The sequence below is a fragment of the Streptomyces sp. NPDC014623 genome, assembly GCF_043088245.1.
Lineage (GTDB): Bacteria > Actinomycetota > Actinomycetes > Streptomycetales > Streptomycetaceae > Streptomyces.
In genome coordinates this window covers 87,877-110,677 of sequence record NZ_JBIBZU010000022.1, presented here as the reverse complement: position 1 = coordinate 110,677, position 22,801 = coordinate 87,877, and the positions used below count along the sequence as shown (strand labels likewise).

The 22,801-nt window shown below is 72.1% G+C and carries 22 protein-coding genes, 1 pseudogene and 1 riboswitch; of the genes and pseudogenes, 15 read left to right on the top strand and 8 right to left on the bottom strand.

All coding sequences use genetic code 11. The features are described from left to right. Positions 1-163 precede the first annotated feature (163 nt). Positions 164-1,729 carry a polysaccharide lyase family 1 protein gene (locus tag ACF1FZ_RS29085; RefSeq protein WP_391776368.1) on the top strand — a complete coding sequence of 522 codons (1,566 nt, stop codon included), beginning with the start codon at positions 164-166 and terminating at the stop codon, positions 1,727-1,729. 401 nt (positions 1,730-2,130) lie between these two features. Here ACF1FZ_RS29085 and ACF1FZ_RS29080 read toward each other — a convergent pair whose 3' ends face one another. Next, positions 2,131-2,907, bottom strand: coding sequence for an IclR family transcriptional regulator (locus tag ACF1FZ_RS29080; RefSeq protein ID WP_391776367.1), 777 nt, complete (start codon positions 2,905-2,907; stop codon positions 2,131-2,133). Between the two features lie 105 nt (positions 2,908-3,012). Between ACF1FZ_RS29080 and ACF1FZ_RS29075 the strand changes: the two genes are divergently transcribed. Next, positions 3,013-3,264: a hypothetical protein gene (locus ACF1FZ_RS29075; protein WP_391776366.1), complete on the top strand. Its 252-nt coding sequence runs from the start codon at positions 3,013-3,015 to the stop codon at positions 3,262-3,264. After that, on the top strand, positions 3,261-4,589 hold the full coding sequence (locus ACF1FZ_RS29070; protein ID WP_391776365.1) for an enolase C-terminal domain-like protein: 1,329 nt from the start codon (positions 3,261-3,263) through the stop codon (positions 4,587-4,589). The genes ACF1FZ_RS29075 and ACF1FZ_RS29070 overlap by 4 nt, the downstream gene beginning before the upstream one ends. A 120-nt stretch (positions 4,590-4,709) precedes the next feature. Here the strand turns inward: ACF1FZ_RS29070 and ACF1FZ_RS29065 are convergent, their stop codons facing one another. Further along, a complete protein-coding gene (locus ACF1FZ_RS29065) occupies positions 4,710-5,513 on the bottom strand; it encodes an ABC transporter ATP-binding protein (RefSeq protein WP_391776364.1) in 804 nt (267 codons plus the stop codon). A gap of 251 nt (positions 5,514-5,764) precedes the next feature. On the opposite strand from ACF1FZ_RS29065, the pseudogene ACF1FZ_RS29060 reads away from it, so the two are divergent. Then, a pseudogene (locus ACF1FZ_RS29060) lies at positions 5,765-5,953 on the top strand (GntR family transcriptional regulator); the annotation flags it as partial. Positions 5,954-6,117: 164 nt separating this feature from the next. Here the strand turns inward: ACF1FZ_RS29060 and ACF1FZ_RS29055 are convergent. After that, entirely contained in the window at positions 6,118-7,137 is a 1,020-nt protein-coding gene (locus ACF1FZ_RS29055; RefSeq protein WP_391776363.1) for a hypothetical protein, read from the bottom strand. A 183-nt stretch (positions 7,138-7,320) separates the two neighbouring features. Here ACF1FZ_RS29055 and ACF1FZ_RS29050 point away from each other — a divergent pair, with 183 nt between their 5' ends. Continuing rightward, positions 7,321-9,594, top strand: a complete 2,274-nt coding sequence (locus ACF1FZ_RS29050; protein ID WP_391776362.1) for a heavy metal translocating P-type ATPase — start codon at positions 7,321-7,323, stop codon at positions 9,592-9,594. 72 nt (positions 9,595-9,666) lie between these two features. Further along, complete coding sequence (locus tag ACF1FZ_RS29045) at positions 9,667-10,119, top strand: flavodoxin family protein (protein ID WP_391776361.1); 453 nt, start codon at positions 9,667-9,669, stop codon at positions 10,117-10,119. Positions 10,120-10,133: 14 nt separating this feature from the next. On the opposite strand, the gene ACF1FZ_RS29040 is transcribed toward ACF1FZ_RS29045, so the two are convergent. The 3 genes from ACF1FZ_RS29040 to ACF1FZ_RS29030 are packed head-to-tail and all read right to left on the bottom strand — an operon-like array spanning position 10,134 to position 13,307. Continuing rightward, positions 10,134-12,071 carry an ABC transporter permease gene (locus ACF1FZ_RS29040; protein ID WP_391776360.1) on the bottom strand — a complete coding sequence of 646 codons (1,938 nt, stop codon included), beginning with the start codon at positions 12,069-12,071 and terminating at the stop codon, positions 10,134-10,136. A gap of 23 nt (positions 12,072-12,094) precedes the next feature. Beyond that, positions 12,095-12,862: a molybdate ABC transporter substrate-binding protein gene (modA, locus tag ACF1FZ_RS29035; RefSeq protein ID WP_391776359.1), complete on the bottom strand. Its 768-nt coding sequence runs from the start codon at positions 12,860-12,862 to the stop codon at positions 12,095-12,097. 49 nt (positions 12,863-12,911) lie between these two features. Then, on the bottom strand, positions 12,912-13,307 hold the full coding sequence (locus ACF1FZ_RS29030; protein ID WP_391776358.1) for a molybdopterin-binding protein: 396 nt from the start codon (positions 13,305-13,307) through the stop codon (positions 12,912-12,914). A gap of 412 nt (positions 13,308-13,719) precedes the next feature. Here ACF1FZ_RS29030 and ACF1FZ_RS29025 point away from each other — a divergent pair, with 412 nt between their 5' ends. The 5 genes from ACF1FZ_RS29025 (at position 13,720) to ACF1FZ_RS29005 (ending at position 17,839) form a co-directional block, all read left to right on the top strand. Beyond that, a complete protein-coding gene (locus tag ACF1FZ_RS29025) occupies positions 13,720-14,367 on the top strand; it encodes a TetR/AcrR family transcriptional regulator (protein WP_391776357.1) in 648 nt (215 codons plus the stop codon). Positions 14,368-14,455: 88 nt separating this feature from the next. Next, complete coding sequence (locus ACF1FZ_RS29020; RefSeq protein WP_391776356.1) at positions 14,456-15,643, top strand: NAD(P)/FAD-dependent oxidoreductase; 1,188 nt, start codon at positions 14,456-14,458, stop codon at positions 15,641-15,643. Positions 15,644-15,690: 47 nt separating this feature from the next. Beyond that, a complete protein-coding gene (locus ACF1FZ_RS29015; protein WP_391776355.1) occupies positions 15,691-16,914 on the top strand; it encodes a cytochrome P450 in 1,224 nt (407 codons plus the stop codon). Between the two features lie 64 nt (positions 16,915-16,978). Further along, the gene (locus ACF1FZ_RS29010; protein ID WP_391776354.1) at positions 16,979-17,170 is read left to right on the top strand and encodes a ferredoxin; all 192 of its coding nucleotides are present in this window, start codon (positions 16,979-16,981) and stop codon (positions 17,168-17,170) included. Between the two features lie 456 nt (positions 17,171-17,626). Beyond that, positions 17,627-17,839 (top strand): hypothetical protein, encoded by a 213-nt coding sequence (locus tag ACF1FZ_RS29005; RefSeq protein ID WP_391776353.1) that lies wholly within the window; start codon positions 17,627-17,629, stop codon positions 17,837-17,839. A gap of 206 nt (positions 17,840-18,045) precedes the next feature. On the opposite strand, the gene ACF1FZ_RS29000 is transcribed toward ACF1FZ_RS29005, so the two are convergent. Beyond that, positions 18,046-18,276 carry a hypothetical protein gene (locus tag ACF1FZ_RS29000; protein ID WP_391776352.1) on the bottom strand — a complete coding sequence of 77 codons (231 nt, stop codon included), beginning with the start codon at positions 18,274-18,276 and terminating at the stop codon, positions 18,046-18,048. A gap of 357 nt (positions 18,277-18,633) precedes the next feature. Then, positions 18,634-18,819: riboswitch (cyclic di-AMP (ydaO/yuaA leader) on the top strand. 4 nt (positions 18,820-18,823) lie between these two features. Here ACF1FZ_RS29000 and ACF1FZ_RS28995 point away from each other — a divergent pair. Both ACF1FZ_RS28995 and ACF1FZ_RS28990 read left to right on the top strand, forming a co-directional pair. Beyond that, complete coding sequence (locus ACF1FZ_RS28995; protein WP_391776351.1) at positions 18,824-19,708, top strand: transglycosylase SLT domain-containing protein; 885 nt, start codon at positions 18,824-18,826, stop codon at positions 19,706-19,708. A 226-nt stretch (positions 19,709-19,934) separates the two neighbouring features. Continuing rightward, on the top strand, positions 19,935-20,456 hold the full coding sequence (locus ACF1FZ_RS28990; protein ID WP_391776350.1) for a hypothetical protein: 522 nt from the start codon (positions 19,935-19,937) through the stop codon (positions 20,454-20,456). A gap of 64 nt (positions 20,457-20,520) precedes the next feature. Here ACF1FZ_RS28990 and ACF1FZ_RS28985 read toward each other — a convergent pair whose 3' ends face one another. After that, the gene (locus tag ACF1FZ_RS28985) at positions 20,521-21,414 is read right to left on the bottom strand and encodes an SIS domain-containing protein (protein ID WP_391776349.1); all 894 of its coding nucleotides are present in this window, start codon (positions 21,412-21,414) and stop codon (positions 20,521-20,523) included. Between the two features lie 398 nt (positions 21,415-21,812). On the opposite strand from ACF1FZ_RS28985, the gene ACF1FZ_RS28980 reads away from it, so the two are divergent. Further along, positions 21,813-22,334, top strand: coding sequence for a hypothetical protein (locus ACF1FZ_RS28980; protein ID WP_391776348.1), 522 nt, complete (start codon positions 21,813-21,815; stop codon positions 22,332-22,334). 2 nt (positions 22,335-22,336) lie between these two features. Next, on the top strand, positions 22,337-22,798 hold the full coding sequence (locus ACF1FZ_RS28975; RefSeq protein WP_391776347.1) for a hypothetical protein: 462 nt from the start codon (positions 22,337-22,339) through the stop codon (positions 22,796-22,798). Positions 22,799-22,801 lie beyond the last annotated feature (3 nt).

Sequence of the window (22,801 nt, the reverse complement as noted above, 5' to 3'; positions counted from 1 at the left end):
CTCCGGGCCGGGCGGGTACCGCCGGCCCGGCCGCATCGAGAAGTACACGCACAACTGGCCTGCGGGAGTCACCGGTCACAGACCGGCGGCCTCGGTGGCTTCGCCGTTGCGACCGCGGCATGGAGCAGCAACACGGCTTGTGAAGATGAATGGGGACACGAAGATGAGACGACCAGGCGCACTGCGACTCAACGCCGCGCTGGCCACGTTGGCCGTGGCGGCCGCGACGGGTGTGGTGCTGACGATGCCCGAGGCGTCGGCCGCGGTCACCGGCAGCGCCACCGGCTACGCGACCCAGAACGGCGGGACGACCGGCGGTGCCGGCGGGGCGACGGTACGGGCCACCACGGGGACCGCGATCCACCAGGCCCTGTGCACCCGGGCCAGCAGCAGTACCCCGATCACCATCGAGGTCCAGGGCACGATCAACCACGGCAACACCGCGAAGGTGTCGGGCGACAGCTGCAACACCGCCGCCGGCGTGATCGAGCTCAAGCAGATCAGCAACGTCACGATCGTCGGTGTCGGCAGCGGGGCGGTCTTCGACCAGCTGGGCATCCACATCCGGCAGTCCAGCAACATCATCATCCAGAACGTGACCGTCAAGAACGTGAAGAAGTCCGGCTCGCCCACCTCCAACGGCGGTGACGCCATCAGCATGGAGAGCGACGTCCGCAACGTCTGGGTCGACCACACCACCCTCGAGGCGTCGGGCGGTGAGTCGGAGGGGTTCGACGGCCTCTTCGACATGAAGAACAACACCCAGTACGTCACGCTGTCCTACAGCACCCTGCGCAACTCCGGCCGTGGTGGCCTCATCGGGTCCAGCGAGTCCGACGTCTCGAACGGCTACGTCACCTTCCACCACAACCTGTACGAGAACCTCGACTCGCGTGCGCCTCTGCTGCGTGGCGGCATCGCGCACATCTACAACAACTACTACGTGAAGCTCAACGAGTCCGGTATCAATTCCCGTGCCGGTGCGCGCGCCAAGGTGGACAACAACTACTTCAAGGACTCGAAGGACGTCCTCGGCACGTTCTACACCGACGCGGCCGGATACTGGCAGGTCAGCGGCAACACCTTCGACAACGTGACCTGGTCCGCCCCCGGCAGCGAGAACAAGCCCGCCGGGCCCGACCCGAAGTCCAACACCACCGTCAGCATCCCCTACTCCTACAAGCTCGACGGCGCGAGCTGCGTGCCGGGCATCGTGAACGAGACGGCGGGCGCCAACAAGGGCCTGAAGGTGTCGGACGGCAACTGCTCGCCGCAGACACCGGATCCGACGGACCCGGCTCCCGACCCGACGGACCCGACCCCGGACCCGACGGACCCCACGCCCGACCCCACCGAGCCCAGTGGCACCAACCTCAGCATCGGAGCAGGTGCCGACGGCTCCAGCAAGGCCGACGGGACGAGCTACGGCAATGTGCGGGACGGTGACATGGGCACCCACTGGTCGCCGGCCGGCTCCACCGGTTCGGTCTCGGTCAAGTGGGGGTCCGCCACGTCCGTCTCCAAGGTCGACATCCGTGAGGCGTCAGGAGCCGCCGGCAACATCAAGACCTGGAGGGTCGTCAACGCCGACAACGGCGCCGTCCTGGCCTCCGGCAGCGGTGCGGGCGTCATCGCGGTCCCCCGGACCTCGCTGAAGAAGATCACCTTCGAGATCACCGGTTCGACCGGTACGGCGAAGGTGGCCGAATTCGAGACGTACGCCGGATGACGGTCAGGTCCCGGTGCCCGGCCGGGCCCGGAGGAACCCCGGGGCTCCCGGGGGGCGGGACCGCATGAGGCAGTGACGCCGGGACCGCGGCGTCACTCGCCCGGAACGGGGGCCGTCGGATGCGACGGCCCCCGTTCTCGTGTGCCGGCCCGGAGCCCCGGTCCTCTGTTTCCCGGGGTCAGGGGCGGGAGTCCGGAACTGTGGCGAGGCACCGGGGGCAGGCGGCCGGTCCGGGGGGCGAGGCGGCCCGGACGCCTTTCCCGAGGTGCGGTGGGCCGCCGCTCGGGCACGCGTCGAGCGCTGCCCGTTCCGACGGTGCGTGACTTCCCGCAGCCCCGTGGAGGCACCGCGCCCGGCACGCCGTCCCGAGAGCACGGCCCCACCCGCGCACCGCGGCAGGATCAGCGCCAGTCCGGGGCGCCGGACGCGGGAGGCAGGGCGCTCCCGATCTTCGTCCTGGTCTCCCGCATGACCGCCACCACCCGGGCCTCGTGCTCCGCGCTCAGCCGCGCCACCGGAACCGAGCAGTTGATGGCGTCGACGGCCGGTGAGTCGTACCGCAGGGCGAACCCGAAACCCACGATGCCCTCCACGGTCTCCTCGCGGTCGATGGAGTAGCCGCGCTCGCGCACACCGGCGAGGTCGGCGAGCAGAGTGGTGCACTCGGTGTGGGTGTTCTCCGTACGGGGCCTCAACGGTCCCCGGGGGAGCGGCAGTCGGTCATCCGGGTGCTCGGCGGGCAGAGCCTTGCCGAGCGCTCCGGCATGGGCCGGTATCCGGCGGCCGACCCGGCTGATGGTGCGCAGGTATTCGTGGGACTCACGCGTCGCCAGACAGACGACGTCGGGGCCGTCGAGCCGGGCGAGACGGACCGTCTCGCCGGGCGCGTCCGAGGCCTCGTCGAGGCAGGGGCGGACCGCGCGCACGTGCGGGTCGCTGTCGAGGTAGCTCGTGCCCGTGTGCAGGGCGCGGATGCCGATGCCGTAGAGGGACCCGGCCGTGTCGGTGCGCACCCAGTCGCAGTCGGTGAGGGTCCGCAGCAGCTGGTACATGCTGCTGCGCGGTACGCCGAGTTCGTCCAGGCGGGCCGGCCGGTCCCCCCGCGTGGCGAGGAGTTCGAGCAGCGCGACGGTGCGGGACGCCGACTTGACGCCACGGACCCCGCTGTTCTCCTGCATCTCCCCCTCGCAAATCCGCGCTGTCACACCCATTGACCGCGTCGGTTCACCCGCCTAATCTCCGTTCTCATACATGTACGTCATCTGCATATGAGGATAAGATTTGTGGAGCGGTTCGACGCGGACACCGAAGGCATCACCCAGCGATTACGGGACGGCACGGCGTGCGCCGTGCCGTCCTTCCCCCTCACCGGCTTCCGGGGCGACGGCGGCCTCGACCTGGAGTCGTACACGGCGTATCTGACCGTCCAGGTGGCCACCGCGCCCGGCGCGGTGGAACACGACGGTGCTCGCGGTCCTCGGCCTCCGACCCCCGCTCCCCGCCCCTCTCGTGCACGAGGAACCCGAGCAGCATGAACCAGCCGACCATCACCCACTTCGCCGTGTATCCCGTCGCCGGCCGCGACAGCATGGAGCTGAACCTCTCCGGTGCCCACGGCCCCTTCTTCACCCGCAACATCGTCGTCCTCGAGGACTCCGACGGCCGGACGGGACTGGGAGAGGTGCCCGGGGGCGAGAGGATCACCCGGACCCTGCGGGACTCCGAATCGCTGGTCGTCGGCGCGAGGGTGGGTGACTACAAGCGTGTCCTGCGTGAGATCGGCGACCGCTTCGCGGACCGTGACCCGGGCGGGCGAGGCGCCCAGACCTTCGACCTGAGGACCACCGTGCACGCCGTCACCGCGGTCGAGTCGGCGCTGCTCGACCTGCTGGGCCAGCACCTAGGCGTACCGGTCGCAGCGCTGCTGGGCGACGGCCGGCAGCGGGACTCCGTACGGGTGCTGGGCTACCTCTTCTACGTCGGCGACCCCGACCGCACCGACCTGGAGTACGTCCGCGAACCCGGCTCGGACACCGACTGGTACCGCATCCGGCACGAGGAGGCACTCACGCCCGAGGCGATCGTCCGCCAGGCCGAGGCCGCCCACGACCTCTACGGCTTCCGGGACTTCAAGCTCAAGGGCGGGGTGCTCGCCGGTGCGGAGGAGGTCGAGGCCGTCCGCGCGGTCAAGGACCGCTTCCCGCAGGCGCGGGTCACCCTCGACCCGAACGGGGCCTGGTCCCTGCGCGAGGCGGTCGAGCTGTGCTCCCCGCTGGTGGGGACGCTCGCCTACGCCGAGGACCCCTGCGGGGCGGAGGACGGCTATTCGGGACGCGAGGTCCTCGCCGAGTTCCGTCGTGCGACGGGCCTTCCGACCGCGACCAACATGATCGCTACCGACTGGCGGCAGCTGACGCACGCCCTGGCCCTGCAGTCGGTGTCCATCCCGCTGGCCGACCCGCACTTCTGGACCATGCAGGGGTCGGTGCGCGTGGCCCAGCTGTGTGACGCGATGGGTCTGACCTGGGGCTGCCACTCCAACAACCACTTCGACATCTCGCTCGCCATGATCACGCACTGTGGTGCCGCCGCCCCGGGGGAGTACAACGCCCTGGACACGCACTGGATCTGGCAGGAGGGCCTGGAGCGGCTCACCGTCAGCCCGCCGCGCATCACCGACGGCGAGATCGCCGTCCCCGACGCCCCCGGGCTGGGTGTCGAGCTCGACATGGACCGCCTCCTCGCCGCCCACGAGCTGTACCGGAAGGAGGCGTTGGGGGCGAGGAACGACGCCGACGCCATGCGGTACCTCGTGCCCGGCTGGACGTTCGACGCCAAACGGCCCTGCCTGGTGCGGTAGGTCCCGTCCCGGCCAGGTACGGCAGGCGCTGCCCGGCGGGCCGGCCCACCGGCGCCGATCCCGGGAAGCCGTTCCTGGAGGTCCCCGGGCCTTCGCGGACGTTCGCGGCGCCGGTCCCGGTCAGCCGGACCGGCGCCGCGTCCGCACGCTCCACCGGCCCTCGAGACGGGTGAGGCGGACCGGGTGGTCGAAACACTTGCTGACCTGATCGCGCGTCAGCACCTCGTCCGCCGGGCCCGAGGCCATGCACCGCCCGTCACGCAACAGCATCACGTGCGTCGTACCGGGAGGCAGCTCCTCCAGGTGGTGCGTGACCAGGACCGACGCGAGTTCCGCCGAGCTCTGCTGGAGGGTGTCGATCCGTTCGATCAACTGCTCGCGGCCCGCGACGTCCAGACCCGTCGCCGGTTCGTCCAGGAGCAGCAGCCGCGGCCGCGGCATGAGCGCACGCGCGATCAGGACGCGCCCCCGTTCGCCCTGCGACAGGGTCGGCCACCGCGCATCCCGCCTTCCGGCGAGGCCGAGCAGGCCGGTGAGGCCGTCGGCCAGCGCCGTCTGCTCCGCCGTCGGCCGCCGGCGGGGCACGGGCTCCACGCTGTTGGTCAGGCCCGTCAGGACGACGTCCCTGACCTTCAGCGGCGAGCGCGGTGCGTGACGCGGATCGACATGGCCGACGTACGTACGCAGCTGACGCAGGTCGACCCTTCCCAGCTCATGTCCCAGGACCTCGACCGTGCCACGGGTGGGGTGCGTCAGTGCTCCGAGCAGGCTGAGCAGAGTGCTCTTGCCGGCGCCGTTCGCGCCGAGCAGGGCCCAGTGCTCGCCGGCCCGTACGGTCAGCGACACCTCGCTCAGGATCGGGTTCCCGTCGCGCACGAGGTCCACGTCGCGCACACGCAGGACAGGGGGGTTGTGCGTCGTCATCGTCTCTGTGCTCCCGTGCGGTTGACGGCGGCCATGACCGCGTGGACGGAGGCGGTCAGGGCCGAGGTTCCCCAGCCGGATCCCCAGCGGGCGATCCCGTCCGCCCGGCACCCGCCGCGGGGCCGGTCGGACGGGTGTCAGGCCCCGCAGCGTCGGACGGGAAGAAGGAGCTCACGCGGCGGCATGCCGGGTACGGTAACCGCGACCGACTCCTCGGACAACCTGAGGTGTCCGCCGGTAAGTGAACACACATGTCGCTGGGGCCCCTGAGGCCCTCGCCTCTCGTCGGACAGGCCACCGGGCATCCGCGCGCACAGGTCACCGCCGGCGCCTGGCCCGTGGGATCGAAGCTCCCGGCGAGACGGCCCTGGCGGCCCCTCTCGGAGTAGGGCGGTCCACGGACCGTGAGGCGCTGCGTGCGCTCGCCGGGACGGGACCGGCGCCCCCGGGAGCGCCGACGCCGGCCTCACGTTCGCCTGCCGCTTCGAGGCTCTTCCCCTGCGGCGGCCGCTGGCCGACGCGCAGGACGCGTGGCTGGGGCACATCGAGGCCTGAGGGGGCGAAGGCGGACCCGGCCCCTGGCTGCCCGGCCCTCCGGGGTGCTTCAGTGCCCCTCGCCCCCGCCCTCCCGGGCGCCCGAGGTGCTGCCCCCGTGCGGACCGTCCTCGTGCCGGCCCGAGGGGCCGTCCTCATGGCCGTCCGTGGGTCCGGCCGGGCGAGGAGCCTGGGCAGCGGCACCGGACGGGAGGGTGAACGCCGCGGTCCGGACGGTGCCGTCGTGCTTGAAGTCCAGGAACAGGCGGTAGGTGGCCGCGCCGGGTGCCGTCGCGGTGAAGGAGATGCCCGGTCCGGGCTTCGTGGAGCCGTCACCGGGCCCTCCTTCGGGGTGTACGTGGAGATAGGCGAGGTCGCCGGCGCGCAGGGCGACGAGATGCCCGTACGCGCCCAGGTAGGGCTGCAGATCGGTGACGGGCCGGCCGTTCCTGCGCACGGTGAAGGTGAGGTGCTCGGGCACGCCGGGGCGCAGGGCGCCGTTCAGGGAGACCGTGTACCCGTCCACCTCGGCCGTCGGCGCGGGCTTCGGGAGTTCCGCCGCCTTGTACGGCCCGGACACCGCCAGGTCCGCGCCCAGGGTCAGGCCGGTGGTGTTCCTGCCGGCCGGTGTGAAGTCGGCGAAGACCCGGTAGTCGCCCGCCGCGGGCAGCTCGACGGGGATGCTCCACGTGCCGTCGGCCGCCAGGGCGGGGTGCAGGTGGCGGTAGGTGCCCAGGTCGCGTGAGGCGAGGATCAGATGGAGTTCCTTGCCGTGCTCGCGCTGGAATTCGGTGACCTGCCGGCCGGCCCGGTCACGGATGGCGAACCGCAGCTCGCTCCGCCGGTCCGCCTGGACGCGCGGGGTCTCGAGGTCCAGCGTGTAACCACCCTCCGAGATCTGGAGCCCTCCGGCGGGAGGGCCGGTACGGCCGCCGGCGGCGTGCGGAGCAGTGGTCTCCGCGTGGCCGGAGCGCTCGGCGGGTGCGGTGGTGCCGGCCTCGGGGCCGGCAGTGAGGCCGATGCCGTAGGCGGCGCCGAAGGACGCCGCGAGTGCGGTGGTGAAAGCGGTGATCTTCGCGGCGGGATTCATGACTGCTCCTGTGCGTTCGGCGCGGAGGGCACGCGAGGTTCCGATACCTCGAGCGTATACCGGCCGGGGGTATGCGCACACCGCCGGTCCGACTTGCCCCGGATACGGCCGGGGGGTATATCTGAGGAGCGGAAAAGATACCCGCCAGGGGTATGCTGGACCCATTCGGACAAGGAGCAGGACGTGACTCCCACGACACCCGGGGCCGCCCGGGTCGAACTCGTCATCGGCGGCATGACCTGTGCCTCGTGTGCGGCGCGGATCGAGAAGAAGCTCAACCGCATGGAGGGGGTCGAGGCCACCGTCAACTACGCCACGGAGAAGGCCGGGGTCGTCCATGCCGAGGACGTCTCGGTCGACGATCTGATCGCCACCGTCGAGGCCACCGGCTACACCGCCCGGCGCCCCGCCCCGCCCCGCTCGGAGTCCGGCATCGCCGGTGCGCCTGCCGGGGACCGGGGCGAGGACGAGCACGCCGACGGTGAACTGCGGTCCCTGCGTCAGCGGCTCCTCACCGCGGCCCTGCTCGCCGCGCCGGTCATCGCGATGGCGATGGTCCCGGCCCTCCAGTTCGAGTACTGGCAGTGGCTCTCCCTCACGCTCGCCGCCCCGGTCGTCACCTACGCCGCCTGGCCCTTCCACCGCGCCGCCTGGACCAACGCCGGACACGGAGCGGCCACCATGGACACACTGATATCGGTCGGCACGTCGGCCGCGTTCCTGTGGTCCCTGTGGGCCCTGTTCTTCGGGACGGCGGGGATGCCGGGCATGACGCACCCATTCGAGTTCACGATCACCCGCAGTGACGGAGCGGGGAACATCTACCTGGAGGCCGCCGCCGGTGTCACGGCCTTCGTCCTGGCCGGCCGGTACTTCGAGGCCCGCTCGAAGCGCAAGGCCGGCGCCGCGCTCAGGGCGCTCATGGAGCTGGGCGCCAAGGAAGTCACCGTGCTGCGCGGGGGACGTGAGACCACCCTCCCCACGGCCGGCCTGCGGGTCGGGGACCGCTTCCTGGTCCGCCCCGGCGAGAAGATCGCCACCGACGGGACGGTGGTGGAGGGATCCTCCGCCGTCGACGTCTCGATGCTCACCGGTGAGTCGGTCCCCGTCGAGGTCTCGGCCGGTGACTCCGTCACCGGCGCGACGCTCAACGCGGGCGGCCGCCTGGTCGTCGAGGCCACCAGGGTCGGCTCCGACACCCAGCTCGCCCGGACGGCCGCGCTCGTGGAGCAGGCCCAGAGCGGAAAGGCCGCCGCCCAGCGGCTGGCCGACAGGATCTCCGCGGTGTTCGTGCCGGTCGTCATCGGGCTGGCGCTCGCGACGCTCGGCTTCTGGCTCGGCTCGGGAGCCGGACTGACCGCGGCCTTCACCGCGGCCGTCGCCGTACTGATCATCGCCTGCCCCTGCGCGCTGGGCCTGGCCACGCCCACCGCCCTGCTGGTCGGCACCGGCCGAGGGGCGCAGCTCGGCATCCTGATCAAGGGACCGGAGGTCCTGGAGACCACCCGCCGGGCCGACACGATCCTCCTCGACAAGACGGGTACCGTCACCACGGGCCGCATGACGCTGCTGAAGGTCCACACCACCGCCTCCACGGACGAGGCCGAAGTGCTCCGCCTCGCGGGCGCACTGGAGCACTCCTCCGAGCACCCGGTCGCCCGGGCCGTCGCCGAAGGTGCCGCCGGGACGGTGGGACCGCTGCCCTCCCCCGAGGACTTCGCCAATGTCCCCGGTCTCGGCGTCCGGGGCGTCGTGGAGGGGCACGCCGTCCTCGTCGGCCGCGAGAAGCTGCTGGCCGAATGGGCCATCGGGCTGCCCGGAGAGCTCGCGAGCGCCAAGGACGCGGCCGAGAAGGACGGCAGGACCGTGATCGTGGTGGCCTGGGACGGTGAGGCGCGCGCGGTCCTGGAGGTCGCCGACGCGGTCAAGGGGACCAGCGCCGAAGCGGTCCGGCGGCTGCGCTCCCTCGGCCTGACGCCCGTCCTGCTGACCGGCGACAACGAGGCGGTCGCCCGGTCCGTCGCGGCCCAGGTCGGTATCGACGAGGTCATCGCCGAGGTCATGCCGCAGGACAAGGCCGAGGTCGTCAGGAAGCTCCAGGCGGAAGGCCGCAGCGTCGCCATGGTCGGTGACGGGGTCAACGACGCCGCCGCGCTCGCCCAGGCGGACCTGGGCCTGGCCATGGGGACGGGCACGGACGCCGCGATCGAGGCCGGCGACCTGACCCTCGTACGCGGGGACCTGCGAGTGGCCGCCGACGCGATCCGGCTCTCCCGCAGGACGCTGGGCACGATCCGCACGAATCTGTTCTGGGCCTTCGCCTACAACGTGGCGGCCCTCCCGCTCGCTGCGGCCGGCCTGCTCAACCCCATGATCGCCGGAGCGGCCATGGCCTTCTCCTCCGTCTTCGTCGTCGGCAACAGCCTTCGCCTGCGCGGTTTCCGCGCCGCCGGCTGATCCGGCGCCCGCACCCGGACGCCCCGTCCCCCGGCGGGGCGCGGGCTCCGGCGAGCGGGTAGGTTCGGTGGTGTGGCCACTCTGCTGATCGTGCATCACACGCCCTCGCCGAACTGCCAGGCACTGTTCGAAGCGGTGGTCTCCGGCGCGACGACGGACGGCATCGAGGGCGTACGGGTCGTGCGGCGGGCCGCGCTCTCCGCCACGGCGTCCGACGTACTCGCCGCCGACGGTTACCTGCTCGGCACCCCGGCGAACCTCGGATACATGTCCGGAGCCCTGAAGCACTTCTTCGACCAGGTCTACTACCCGTGCCTCGACGGGACGAAGGGCCGGCCCTTCGGGTACTACGTGCACGGCGGCAACGACGTCACCGGCGCCGTACGGGGCATCGAGACGATCACGACGGGCCTCGGCTGGCGCCGTGCGGCCGACGCCGTGACCGTCACCGGAGAGCCCGGCAGGGCCGACACCGAGGCGTGCTGGGAACTGGGAGCGGCGGTGGCCGCCGGACTGACGGACTGACGGACTGACCTGCCCTACCTCGGGACGAGGGTCGCCTCGGTCGCCTTCACGCCGGTCCAGACAGCGACCCCTTCGGCCAGGCCGAGTTCGGCCGCGGACTGCGGAGTGATCTCGGCGACCAGGTCGGGTGCCTGCGCGGAGGAGACCAGGACACGCAGCCGGCTGCCACTCGTCGTGATCTCGCGGACCGTGCCCGGCCAGACGTTACGCGGGCTGCCGCCCGGCCTGTCGCGGTGCACGGACACGGCCTCGGGGCCGATGACCGCGAGGGCGGGGACGCCGGCGGGCAGCGGCTCCGCCACGACGAGGTGACCCCCGCCGGAGAGCCGGAGGCCCGCGGCGGTGGCCGTGCCGGGCCAGGCGTTGCGGCCGAGCATCCGGGCCACCCAGACGGAGCGCGGATGCCGGGTGACCTCGCCGGGCGGCGCGTCCTGCAGGACCCTCCCCTCGTCGAGTACCAGGACGCGGTCCGCCAGCGAGACCGCTTCGACGGGATCGTGCGTGACGATCAGGCAGACACCCCCGAAGCCGTCGAGGTGGGTGCGCAGGGTGTGGCGTACACGCGCGCGGGTGGTGTGGTCGAGGGCGGCGAGCGGCTCGTCCAGGAGCAGCAGCCGGGGGCGCGCCGCCAGCGCGCGGGCGAGCGCGACGCGCTGGGCCTGGCCGCCGGACAGCTGGGCGGGTCTCCGGGCGGCGAGGTGCCCGACCCCGAGGCTGTCGAGCCACTGCCGGGCGCCGCGCCGGGCCTCGGCGCGCGGTACCCCGCGGGCGCGGAGCCCGTAGGCGGTGTTGGCCAGTGCGGAGAGGTGCGGGAAGAGGGCGCCGTCCTGCGGGACCCACGCGACGCCCCTCCGGTGCGGGGGCAGACCACCGGCGTCGGTGTCCCCGAGGCGCAGTACGGCGTGCGCACGCGGTGTCAGGCCGAGGAGGGCGCGCAGCAGGGTCGTCTTGCCCGCGCCGTTCGGACCGACGACGGCGATCGTCGTGCCCGGTTCCGCGTCGAGGATGAGCTGGTCGAAGCCGGTGACCTCGGCGTGCAGCGGCCAGCTCCCGCGGGGCGCGGGGAACGAGGCGGGGGCGGGCGGGCCCTCCGCGGACGGCTCCGGGGCGGGCTCCCCGGCGGTGCGGCGCGGAGCAGCGGCGGAGCGGGGCGCGCCGGTCCAGTGTCCGCGCAGGGCGACGAGTACCGCCATGGCGACGGCGAGCAGGAGCAGCGAGACGGAGGTGGCCGCCTCGGGGGAGTCCTGGAGCAGCAGATACACCTGAAGGGGCAGGGTCTGCGTGGTGCCCGGCAGATTGCCGGCGAAGGTGATGGTCGCGCCGAATTCACCCAGCGCCCGTGCCCAGGTCAGCGCCGCTCCCGCGGCCAGGCCGGGCGCGACCATGGGCAGGGTCACGGTGAAGAAGACGCGCACCGGGGAGCCGCCCAGGGAGGCGGCCGTCTCCTCGTACCGCGGATGCAGGCCGCCCAGGGCCCCCTCGAGGCTGATGACGAGGAACGGCATCGCGACGAAGGCCGCGGCGAGGACCGCTCCCGGGGTGTGGAACGGCAGGATGATGCCGAACGTGTCCTCCAGCCAGGGCCCGAGGAGCCCCCGCCGCCCGAACGCGAGCAGGAGCGCCACGCCGCCGACGGTCGGCGGCAGCACCATCGGCAGCAGGACGAGCGAGCGGACGAGCGCCTTGCCGGGGAAGTCGACGCGGGCCAGCAGCCAGGCCAGGGGCACTCCCAGCACGAGCGAGAGCCCGAGCGCCCAGGCGGAGACGAGCAGTGACAGCTTCAGGGCCCGCGTGGTGCCGGGGTCCGTCAGATGCGTACCGAGCTCGCCCCAGGACGTGCGCGCCAGGATGCCGGCCAGCGGCAGCATCAGGAACACGACGGCGAGCAGGGCGGGAACCGCCAGGGCGAGCGGGGCGCGGGGGCCCGGCGGGCGGCTGCGGAGCTGCTTCATCGCGTTCCCTGCGGGCCGGTCCGTCACGGCTTCTGGAAGCCTGCGGCCCGGAGGATCTCCTGGGCCCCGGGAGTGGACAGCCAGGAGACGAACGAGGCCGCGGCCTTGCTGTTCCCGGACGACTTCAGTGCCGCGGCCGGGTAGGACGCGATGGCGTTCTGCGCGTCGGGGATGTCGATCGCGTCGACCTCGCCGGTGACGGCATCCGTCCTGTACACGAGCCCGGCATCGGCCTCCCCGAGCGCGACCTTGCTGAGGACCGCGCGGACGTTGGGTTCCTGGGAGACCGGCTTCACGTCGATCCCCTGGGCGTCCAGGATCTGCTTGCCGTAACGGCCGACCGGCACCTCGGGCGCGGCCAGGACCACATGGAGCGCGGGATCGGCGAGGTCGGCGAGACTTCCGACCTTCTCGGGGTTGCCTTCTCCGGTCACGATGACCAGGCGGTTCCTCGCGATGACCACCGGTTCGCCGGTGTCCGCCGTCAGCCCGTCCATCGTCCTCGTGTCGGCGGTGACCAGCACGTCCGCGGGCGCGCCCTGACCGACCTGGGCGGCGAGCTCCTGCGACCCGGCGAAGGAGAACGTCACCTCCGTGCCGGGGTGCTCCTTCTCGTACGCGGCACCGGCGGTCGTGAAGACGTCGGTCAGTGAGGAGGCGGCCAGCACGGTCAGCCCGGTCTTCGGCGCGGCGGAGCCCTCGCCGTCGCTGCCGCACGCGGACAGGGTGGCGAGCAGAGCCGCCATCAGGGCCGTGACGCCGGCCCTGCGGCCGGTGAGGGGGAAGGGCATCAGGGGAACTCCTCGGTGAGAGCCGCCGCCCGCAGGTGGCGGTGTCGCGTCAGGCGCGGTCGATGTGCACGCTGGTCGACTTCACGCGGGCCGTCGCCTGCATGCCGACCTCGAGTCCCAGCTCCTCCACGGCTTCCCTGGTCAGCAGCGAGACGAGGCGGTGCGGGCCGGCCTGGATCTCGACCTGGGCCGCGACGTCACCGAGCTTCACCGCCGTGACGATGCCCGGGAAGGCGTTGCGCGCGGAGGTGTAGGGGACTTCGTCCTCGCCGGGCCCTGACCGGGCGACCTCGATGGAGAAGGCGGCCAGGTCGCGGCCGTCGATGAGGCGCCGCCCGCTCTCGTCGCGATGGGTCGCGACCCGGCCGGCGTCCGCCCAGCGGCGGGCGGTGTCCGGGCTCACGCCGAGAAGACGGGCCGCCTGACCGATCGTGTAGGACTGCATGTGCGACACGATATGTGGATCACACCCGCATTTACAACGATCATGCGGCTCTCGCCTTGCAGATGCGTTGTGTCATGGCGTGCCGGCAAAGGCAGCTCCGAGCCGCTGAGCCACGGCATTCCGGGACTGTCCGTGTGCGCCCGGCGGTTTCGCGCCAATTCCCGGCACTCACCGGAGCCGCATGCTCCGGGCCCGGAGGCCCGCGGGCCGTACCGGGTGAGCGGTGCCGGATGCGGGGCCAGGAGCACCCGTGGGCCTCCTGGTGCGGGCGGTACGGGCCTCGCCGGCACCAGGAGACCGCCCTGCGGTGGACGTGCGACCGTCTCGGCCACATCTAAGTCAACTGCTTGACCGACGTGGCGGTGACCGATTGCCTGTTGCGCCGGGACACCCTCGACCCAGGAGACGGTGCATGGAGCGGACGGCGCGGGCCGAGCAGGCCGGCGAGACCAGGGAGCGCATCCTGTGCGCCGCGGAGCGGCTGTTCGCCGAGCACGGCGTCTACGCGGTGTCCAACCGCCGGGTCAGCGAAGCCGCGCGGCAGGGGAACAACGCCGCGGTCGGCTATCACTTCGGGACGAAGGCCGATCTGGTGCGGGCCATCGTCCGTAAGCACGTCGGGCAGATCGAGGGGACCCGTGCCCGTCTGCTGGCAGACATCGAGGACCCGACGGACATCGGGGCGTGGGTGGCCTGTCTGGTGCGGCCCACCACCGAGCATCTCGCGCGTGCGGCCGCCCCCACCTGGTTCGCCCGGTTCTGCGCCCAGGTCATGACCGACCCGGTGCTGCAGGACATCATGGCCGAGGAGTCGCTCGCCTGTCCTCCGACGCTGCGGACACTCGAAGGGCTGAACCGGTGCCTGCCCGACCTGCCGGCCGACGTCCATGCCGAGCGGGCCGCCATGGCACGCACCCTGATCCTCCACACCTGCGCGGAGCGTGAACGCGCTCTCGCCGCCGGCGCCCCCACCCCCCGTACCGACTGGCACGACACCGCCACCGGTCTCATCGACGCCGTCGTCGGGCTCTGGACGGCGCCCGTCACGCGCTGCCGCTGACGGACCCGCCGACGCGTCATCCGCTTCTCCCGCCCACCAGCGCTCCGGCGCCCGCCTCCGGGCCGCCGGAGCGAGGAACAGAGGTCCCATGACTCCCTCCCGCGTTCTCGTGGTCGGCGCGTCCGCCGCCGGGCTGGCCACCGCGGAGGCGCTGCGCCGCAAGGGCTACCAGGGCACGTTGACGCTGCTGGGCGCCGAGAGGCACCAGCCGTACGACCGCCCTCCCCTGTCCAAACAGGTGCTGACGGGCAGCAAGGCCCCTGACACGACGCAGCTGCGGACCCCCGAAGCGCTGGCGGGTCTGCGCGCCGAACTCCTCCTCGGCGACCCGGCGGCCGGCCTCGATCCACACGCCCGTACGGTACGCACCGCCTCGGGCCGCGAAGTGAGCGCCGACGCCGTGGTCGTCGCCACCGGACTGCGCCCCAGAACGCTGCCCGGGCAGCCGGACCTCGAAGGCGTTCACGTGCTGCGGACGCTCGACGACGCCCTCGCGCTGCGGGCCGGTCTCCTCGCGGCACGGCGGCTCGTCGTGGTCGGGGAAGGCGTACTCGGCTCCGAGATCGCCGCCACCGCACGCTCCATGGGTCTGGACGTCACCCTGACAGGTCCCGGACCGGCGCCCATGCCGGCCCAGTTCGGGCCCGTGGTGTCAGGTCTGCTCGCCGCACTGCACACCGGATACGGCGTCCGTCTGAGGCTGGGCCACTCGGTGACCGGGCTGACCTCGGCCGGGGGCCGGGTGAGCGGAGTGCGCCTGGACACGGAGGAGGTCCTGCCCGCCGACGTGGTCGTCGTCGCCATCGGGGCGGAACCCGTCACCGGATGGCTGAACGACAGCGGGCTGCGCATCGACAACGGCCTCGTCTGCGACTCCCGTTGCCGGGCGGCGGAGGGGATCTACGCCGTGGGGGACGTGGCGTCCTGGCACCACGAACTGTTCGACGCCCCCATGCGCCTGGAGAACCGCACGAACGCCACCGAGCAGGCCATCGCCGTCGCGGACAACATCCTGGGCGCCGACCGGCCGTACACCCCCGTGCCCTACTTCTGGACCGATCAGTTCGACGCCCGGATCCAGGCCCACGGCAGGCTCGGCCCGGACGCCGCGGTGACCGTCGTGGACGGTGACCCTGCGGACGGGCGCTTCACAGCCCGCTACGAGCGCGACGGGAGAGTCACCGGAGTCCTCGGCTGGAGCATGCCCAGACAGGCGCGACTGCTCCGGCAGGAGATCGGCGGCCCGGCCCCGTCCCCCGAACCCTCCGCGCCATGACGGCGGACGACGGCACGTCAGCCACCGCACGACGAATCGAGGAAACGATGACCAGCACGGTACGTCCTCAAGAGGTGCAGGCACCCTCGGCCCCGGAATTCCCGATGCCCAGGGCGGCGGGCTGCCCGTTCGACCCGCCGCCCGCACTGAAGACCGAACAGGAGCAGGGGCCGCTCAGGAAGGTCCGCCTGTGGGACGGGACCACGCCCTGGCTGGTGACCCGTTACACCGACCAGCGCACCCTCCTCGCCGATCCCAGGGTCAGTGCCGACATCACCCGGCCCGGCTACCCCAGTTCGGCACCGGTGCGGGGGACCGGCTTCAGCTTCATCCTGATGGACGACCCCGAACACGCCCGCCAGCGGCGGATGGTGACGGCCCCCTTCACGATCAGACGCGTCGAGACGATGCGGCCCGCCGTCCAGAAGATCGTGGACGGGTTGATCGACGACATGCTGTCCGGCCCCCCGCGGACCGACCTCGTCCAGGCATTCGCCCTCCCCGTCCCCTCCCTCGTGATCTGCGAACTGCTCGGAGTCCCCTACAGCGACCACGACTTCTTCCAGGAGAACAGCAGGACCCTCATCAGCCGCGGCGCTGCTCCGGAGGAGCGGGCCGCGGCTCACGGCAACCTGCTCGGATATCTGGACGAGCTGATGGGAGAGAAGATCGCCCGCCCCGCGGAGGACCTCCTGTCGGGCCTCGGCACCCGGATCGGGGCAGGAGAGCTGTCCCGCCGCGAAGCCGCCGAAATGGGCGTGCTGCTGCTGCTCGCCGGGCACGAGACCACGGCGAACATGATCGCTCTGGGCACCCTCGCCCTGCTCGAGCACCCGGATCAGCTCGCCCTGCTGCGGGACGCCGAGGACCCCGAGGTGGTGGTCCGTGCCGTGGAGGAGCTGCTGCGCTACCTCAACATCACCCACACGGGACGCCGCCGCGTGGCCCTGGAGGACATCGAGGTCGCCGGCGAGGTCATCCGGGCGGGGGAGGGGATCATCGTGCCCAACGACATCGGCAACCGTGATCCCGAGGTCTTCACCGACCCCGACCGGCTCGATCTCCGGCGTGACGCACGGCGCCATGTGGCCTTCGGCTTCGGCGTGCACCAGTGCCTCGGCCAGCCGCTGGCCCGTATGGAGCTGCAGGTCGTCTACGGCACCCTCTACCGGCGCATCCCCACCCTGCGCCTGGACGCCGGCCTGGAGGAACTGTCGTTCAAGCACGACGGGTCCGTCTACGGCGTCCACGAACTGCCCGTGGCCTGGTGACGCCGCGCCCCCGCGCCTGCGTCGCCACCCGCGTCACAGAGACACCGACGACGAAGGAGTGCTCATGAAAGTGACCCTCGACCAGGACAAGTGCGTGGCGTCCGGACAGTGTGTGGTCGCCGCCGGCGACGTGTTCGACCAGGACGACGACGGCATCGCCGTACTGCTCGACCCCGCACCGCCCTCGGCCCGGGCCGAAGACGTCCAGCAGGCCGCGGCCGTCTGCCCGGCACTCGCCATCCGGATCCAGGACTGACGCGGGCCCGGCGGCGTCAGGTTCCGCCCGCACGGCGGGCCCGGAAGTCCAGGAGTCCGAGGCGTTCCGGTGTGCCGAGCGGAAACGGACCCCGCGGCTCCCCGTCGAGGGGGACCGGCCCGTCGCCGCATCGTGGAGACCCGGGCCGGGGCGCGGCGGGCCTCACACCGGACGAGGCGAGGGTGCGTCCCCGGCCGTCAGGAGCCGGATCTCCCCCCTGCTTCCCCGGCGGGAGGAACTGCTCGCGGTGGGTGCCGGCGAGACCGGACGCGTGCCGGGTGACCGGGGTCCGCGCCTCGGCGAGCCGGGCCCCCGGCAGGAGCGGGAGACCTGGTGCGACGGGTTCGCCCGGCGTCACGGGCGACAGGGTGCCGGCTGTCCGCCGGTCGTGCTGGTCACCGAGCCGGGTGGCACCACCCCCGCCGCGCAGGCGCTCACCGGCCGGCTGATCGGCCGGTGGCAGGAGACCCTGCGTGCAGGTGTCCGCCTCGTGCGGACAGTGGCGAGGCCGGGGCTCTGCCGGACGCCGGCCGCACGGCAGCCGCCCAGGTCGCCGCGGTGCGGGGCGGGGTGACCGTCCTGATGTCCGGTGGCCGGACCACCCACCTGGAGGCGGCGCTCCACCTGCCGCGGGATCCGGCCGCCGCGACGCCCCCTGGCGGGGCCTGACGGACGGGACCGCTCCGGCACGGAGGCCACGACCCGCGCGGCTTCCCGCGCCCGGTGCCGTGGTCCGGCCGGTGGTGACCCCTCACGTCCGGTCTCCGCGATTCCTCGTGCCCGGCCCGCGCGCCTCTCGCGCGCCGACGGCCCGCGCCTCGCCCCCGGCGTCCTGCGGAGCCCTCACCGCCGTTCCCGGCCGCCTCCCGCTCCGTTCAGTGCGGCTTCCAGTGGAGCTTGCCGCCCCCCACCCATCGGACGGCGGCAGGGTCGTCGAGGTCATGGACCGGGACACCGGCCGCCGCGGCGGCGATCAGCACGTCCGTCATGGCGGTCGCGCTTCCGATCACCTCTCCGTCGATCTCCACGATGCGGAAGGGCGGATCCCCGGGCTGCACGGGCAGGACGGTGATCCGGGGGGCCGAGGGGTACGGACTTTCAGTCATAAGCGGATCGGTTCCACGCAAACACTCACGATATGCCCGCATCTGGGATTCATGGTCCATATGCCCGTTTTGAGGGATTTTATTTAGGAAGTCCCCTCATTCACAAAAGGTCATTTCGTGCGACCTGGCCCCCTTCACGCGGGAGCAAAACGCCCTAATCGGACTCAGTGACCAGGGTCACCTTCGGGCTCCCCGACGCGGGGGAGCGGCAGTCGGTTCCCTTCTGTGCCAAGAGAAGTGGGGAGTGCGGTGTGGGGTGGATTACATGAATTCCCGTGAATCGATCTTGCGAATGAATTGTGATCACCGCGCCGGGCTTGTTCCTTTCCCTATTCCTCGCCTACGGTCACCATCACTCCGGACGGAACGCCGAATCCTGCCGCCGCCCGGTGACCCGACTACTTCTCGTACGGCAGGAGCGGGGGACCCAGGTAAGCGCCGATCCGGTTTCCGGGGCGGCTCGGGGTGAAGTCGCATTCCTGTGCGGCCGGGCATCTCCAGCCCGAACCCGACAGCTCACTTCGCAGGCGACGGAGAGGAATTCAGCATGCTCGAAAACGGTAAGCGCCGTCGTTCCAGGACCAGTTCGCTCACCCGCGGCATCATCGCCGTGAGCGCGGGTGGAGCCGCCCTGGCCCTCCCCGTGCTCGGTGCGACGAGCGCCTTTGCGGCCCCGGCCCAGCCGGCCGTCGTCGAAAAGGCGACGACGTCGACTGCCGTGTCCGGCAAGGGAATCGCCGCGCAGAAGTCCGAGTCCGCCACGCATTCCGTGATCTTGGGCGACACTCTCGCCAAGATCGCGCGTGAGTATTCGGTGGCCGGTGGCTGGAAGGCTCTGTACGAGGGCAATCAGAAGGTTATCGGCGGAAACCCCGACCTGATTCACCCCGGCCTGAAGCTGGTTATCGGAACCGGCGCCGATGACAAGTCGGCGGACAAGGCCGAAAAGGCCGAACCCAAGGCCTCTGCCGCGTCCGGCCGCGCCGAGGAAGGCGCTGACCGCGCCGACCGCTCGGAGCGCACGAGCACCTCCGTCGCCGCTGAGGGCGCGCCCGCCGTCGAAGCCGTCCCCGCAGCCGAAGCCGTTCCCGCCGCCGAGCCGGCCGCGTACACGGACGACCTCGACGGCTGGATCAAGGAGTCGCTGGCCGTCATGGCCGAGCACGGCATCCCCGGCAGCTACGAGGGCATCCACCGCAACATCATCCGCGAATCCGGGGGCAATCCCCAGGCCATCAACAACTGGGACTCGAACGCCGCTGCGGGCATCCCCTCCAAGGGGCTGCTGCAGGTCATCGACCCGACCTTCGAGGCCTACCACGTGCCCGGCACGTCGACGGACAGCTACGACCCGGTCGCCAACATCACGGCCGCGTGCAACTACGCCGCGGACAGGTACGGCTCGATCGACAACGTGTTCGGCGCCTACTGAGTCCTCGCGGAGGCGGGACCGCCGGCGCGCGGATGTGCGACGGAGGAACAGGACTGACGGGTGGTACGGGTTCCGCCGAACCCGTACCACCCGTCGTCCGTGTCCGGCCTCCTTCGTCCCCGGAGGCCGCCCCGGCGCGGCGCCACGACGGCCGGTGTCCCGGCGACAGGCCCGGCGGAACCCGGGTGACTGGTCTCGCACAGGTTCGTCGTCCATACTGCCCGCCGTGGAGCAGCGTATAGATTCAAACACCAAGACCGAGTTCGCCGCGGGGACAGACCCGGCGTACATCCCCGGCCTGACGGCCCCGGCCCCCGCGCGGACGGAGGCGGAAGCGGAGGCGGAGGGCGCCGAGGAGACCCGGAAGACCGGAACCGAGGACGTGCTCGCCGAGGAGGCCGCAGAGGATGCCGTGGACGATTCCACGGCCGCCGGCGGGGCCGTGCGCAAGGGCGCCGGCGACGAGGACGGACCCGTCTTCGAGGTCAGCGACCGGCGCGGATCCATCAAGGTGGACGCCGAGGGTGTCCGCTTCAGGCTCGACGACCAGGAGGCGGAGTTCGACTGGACCGAGATCGGTGCGGTCGAGGTCAGGACCGGCCGCTTCGGACGCCGGTTCACCGTGACCGTCCACCTGTCGAGCCGCCGGTGGTTCAACGCCGAAGTCGAGGCCGGGTCCCGGAGCGACCTCAAGAAGTGGACGGCGGAACTCGACGAGGCGCTGGACGCCTACTTCGAAGAGGCCTGACCTCCGAGGTCACGGCTGTGTACCGGGCTGCCCGCCGGCCCGGTACGAGGCATGCCGTGAGGGTTCAGGACCCGGCGGCCGTGCCGAGCACCACCGACCGGGTCAGATGGCGCGGCCGGTCGGGATCGAGACCACGGGCCGCCGCACGGGCGATCGCCAGCCGCTGGACCCGGACCAGGTCGGCCAGTGGGTCCAGGCCACTCTCCACCCAACGGGCCCCGGTCGCCCGCACCTGGTCCCGAAGCCCTTCCGGGGCTTCGCCGAACATCCAGGTCGCGGTCCCGGCCGTGGCGATGCTGATGGGGCCGTGGCGGTACTCCATCGCCGGGTAGGACTCCGTCCAGGAGAGGGACGCCTCCTTCATCTTGAGCGCCGCCTCGTTGGCGAGGCCGACCGTCCACCCGCGCCCCAGGAAGCTGAACTGGTCGCACTCCAGGAGTCCTCCGGGCAGCGGTTCCGCCAGGGCGGTCTCCGCGTCCCTGACGACGTCCTCGGTGTGCAGTCCCAGATGGGCGCGGAACAGGGTCAGGGCCGTGGTCGCGAACCTCGTCTGGACCACGGACCGTTCGTCTGCGAAGTCGAGGACGACCACCTCGTCGGCGGCATCCATCACGGGAGTCCGCGGGTCGGCGGTCACGGCCACGGTCCGGGTGGCGCCCCGCAGCCGGGACAGCAGGGCGAGCACCTCGGTCGTCGTACCCGAACGCGTCAGCGTGACGACCCGGTCGTAGGCGCGTCCGAAGGGGAACTCCGAGGCGGCGTACGCGTCCGACTCGCCCTGCCCGGATGCCTCGCGGAGCGAGGCGTAGGCCTGGGCCATGTAGAACGACGTCCCGCAGCCGACGACGGCGACGCGCTCACCGGTGGCGGGCAGGTCCGCCTTCCGGTCGGCGGCCACCTCTGCGGCGCGACGCCAGCACTCCGGCTGGCCGGCTGTCTCGGTCTCGACATGCGACATGTCCGCACTCCGCTGCTGCTCGCACCTGGTGGGGCGGGATGGATGGAATCGACGCCCGATTGTTTGATTCTGCATGTTACATGGGTCAATCGAGCAGAAACAAGCAAAGTGTTCGCGCTTCAGTGATCCGTGCAGCAGCTGTTTTCGGCCATGCTCGGTGGGTAGTCGGCGCAATCCGGTCTCCTCGCTCCGTGCGGGTATCCGCCGCGCGGTGTGGGCTCGACGGCTCGCATCTCGTACATCGGGCGGAAAACCCCCTGTGAGGATGATCTGTGGTGACCCCGGACGGTCACCGGACCGCGGGGGACGGTGCACGCGACGGGTGATTTTGCGTCACCGGGCCTGCGTATCGGTCGAGTTCGAACGCGCGACCGGATCGCGATCGGCATAATCACCCCATGCCGATCACGGGTGGGACCCTCGCGGACCTCGGCAGGGACCTCCGCGCCCGGCTGTCGCCTAAGCGGGGCCCGGCCAACTGCGGTCTTCTCGTGTCGCCGCGCGGTGCGCTGTGGATCGGCACCCCCTATGACCCTTTCCCGGCCGGTCAGTTCCTCGTGGAGAGTCAGGAGCTGCTGCCCGACGGGGCGGACATCGGCCGCGTGATCGTCACCCAGGCCGGCGGGGACCACCGGTGGGGTACCGGGATGCTGCCGGACGCCGAGATCATCCCGGCCCGGGAGGCCCGGGGACCCGTCCACCGCGGTCCCACCCCTCAGCGGCAGCACGCCCCGGTGGCCGGAAGTGGTTCCTCCACATTCCTCGGCGCGTATCCCGGCCGGCACTTCGGAGCCTTCGACCGGTCCCCCACCGAAGTGGTGCGGCCGACGGCCTGTCTCACCGGAGAGCTCGAACTGACCCTGGGGGAGTACACGGTCCAGGTGCCGTCCCTGCCGCCCGCGCACACGGCGGGGGGCTGATCGTGCATCTGCCCGCGCAGCGCACGGTGTTCAGCGGCGACGCCGTCTCCTCCTCCACCCGCCGGCAGCCCGGGGGCCACCCGGTGCGCCGGGCCGGTCCCCTGAGCAAGGTGGCCGGTCCTCGCGCACGCGTCCCTGCCACCGGAGCCGAGGTGATCGTGCCCGGCCACGGGCCGGTGCCCGGCCCGGCCGGGGTGCGGGAGCACACGGGCTGCCTCGCGTACGTACGCGAAAGCGCCCACGTCCTCCACACGGCAGGGTCCCCCGCGGCCGAGGCGGCCCGCCGGGTGATCGACGAGGGCCGCCACCCGGCTCCCGGCCTGCCGGAGCGGCTCGTGGTGGCCATCGGAAGCGAGCACCGGTACCTGGACGGCTCCGAACTCCCCGGGAGCCTCCGGATGACGGCCGACGTGGCCGCGGCCTCCCATGGGGCCGACGCGGCGTGTACGGGCGGGCGAGCGTGACGG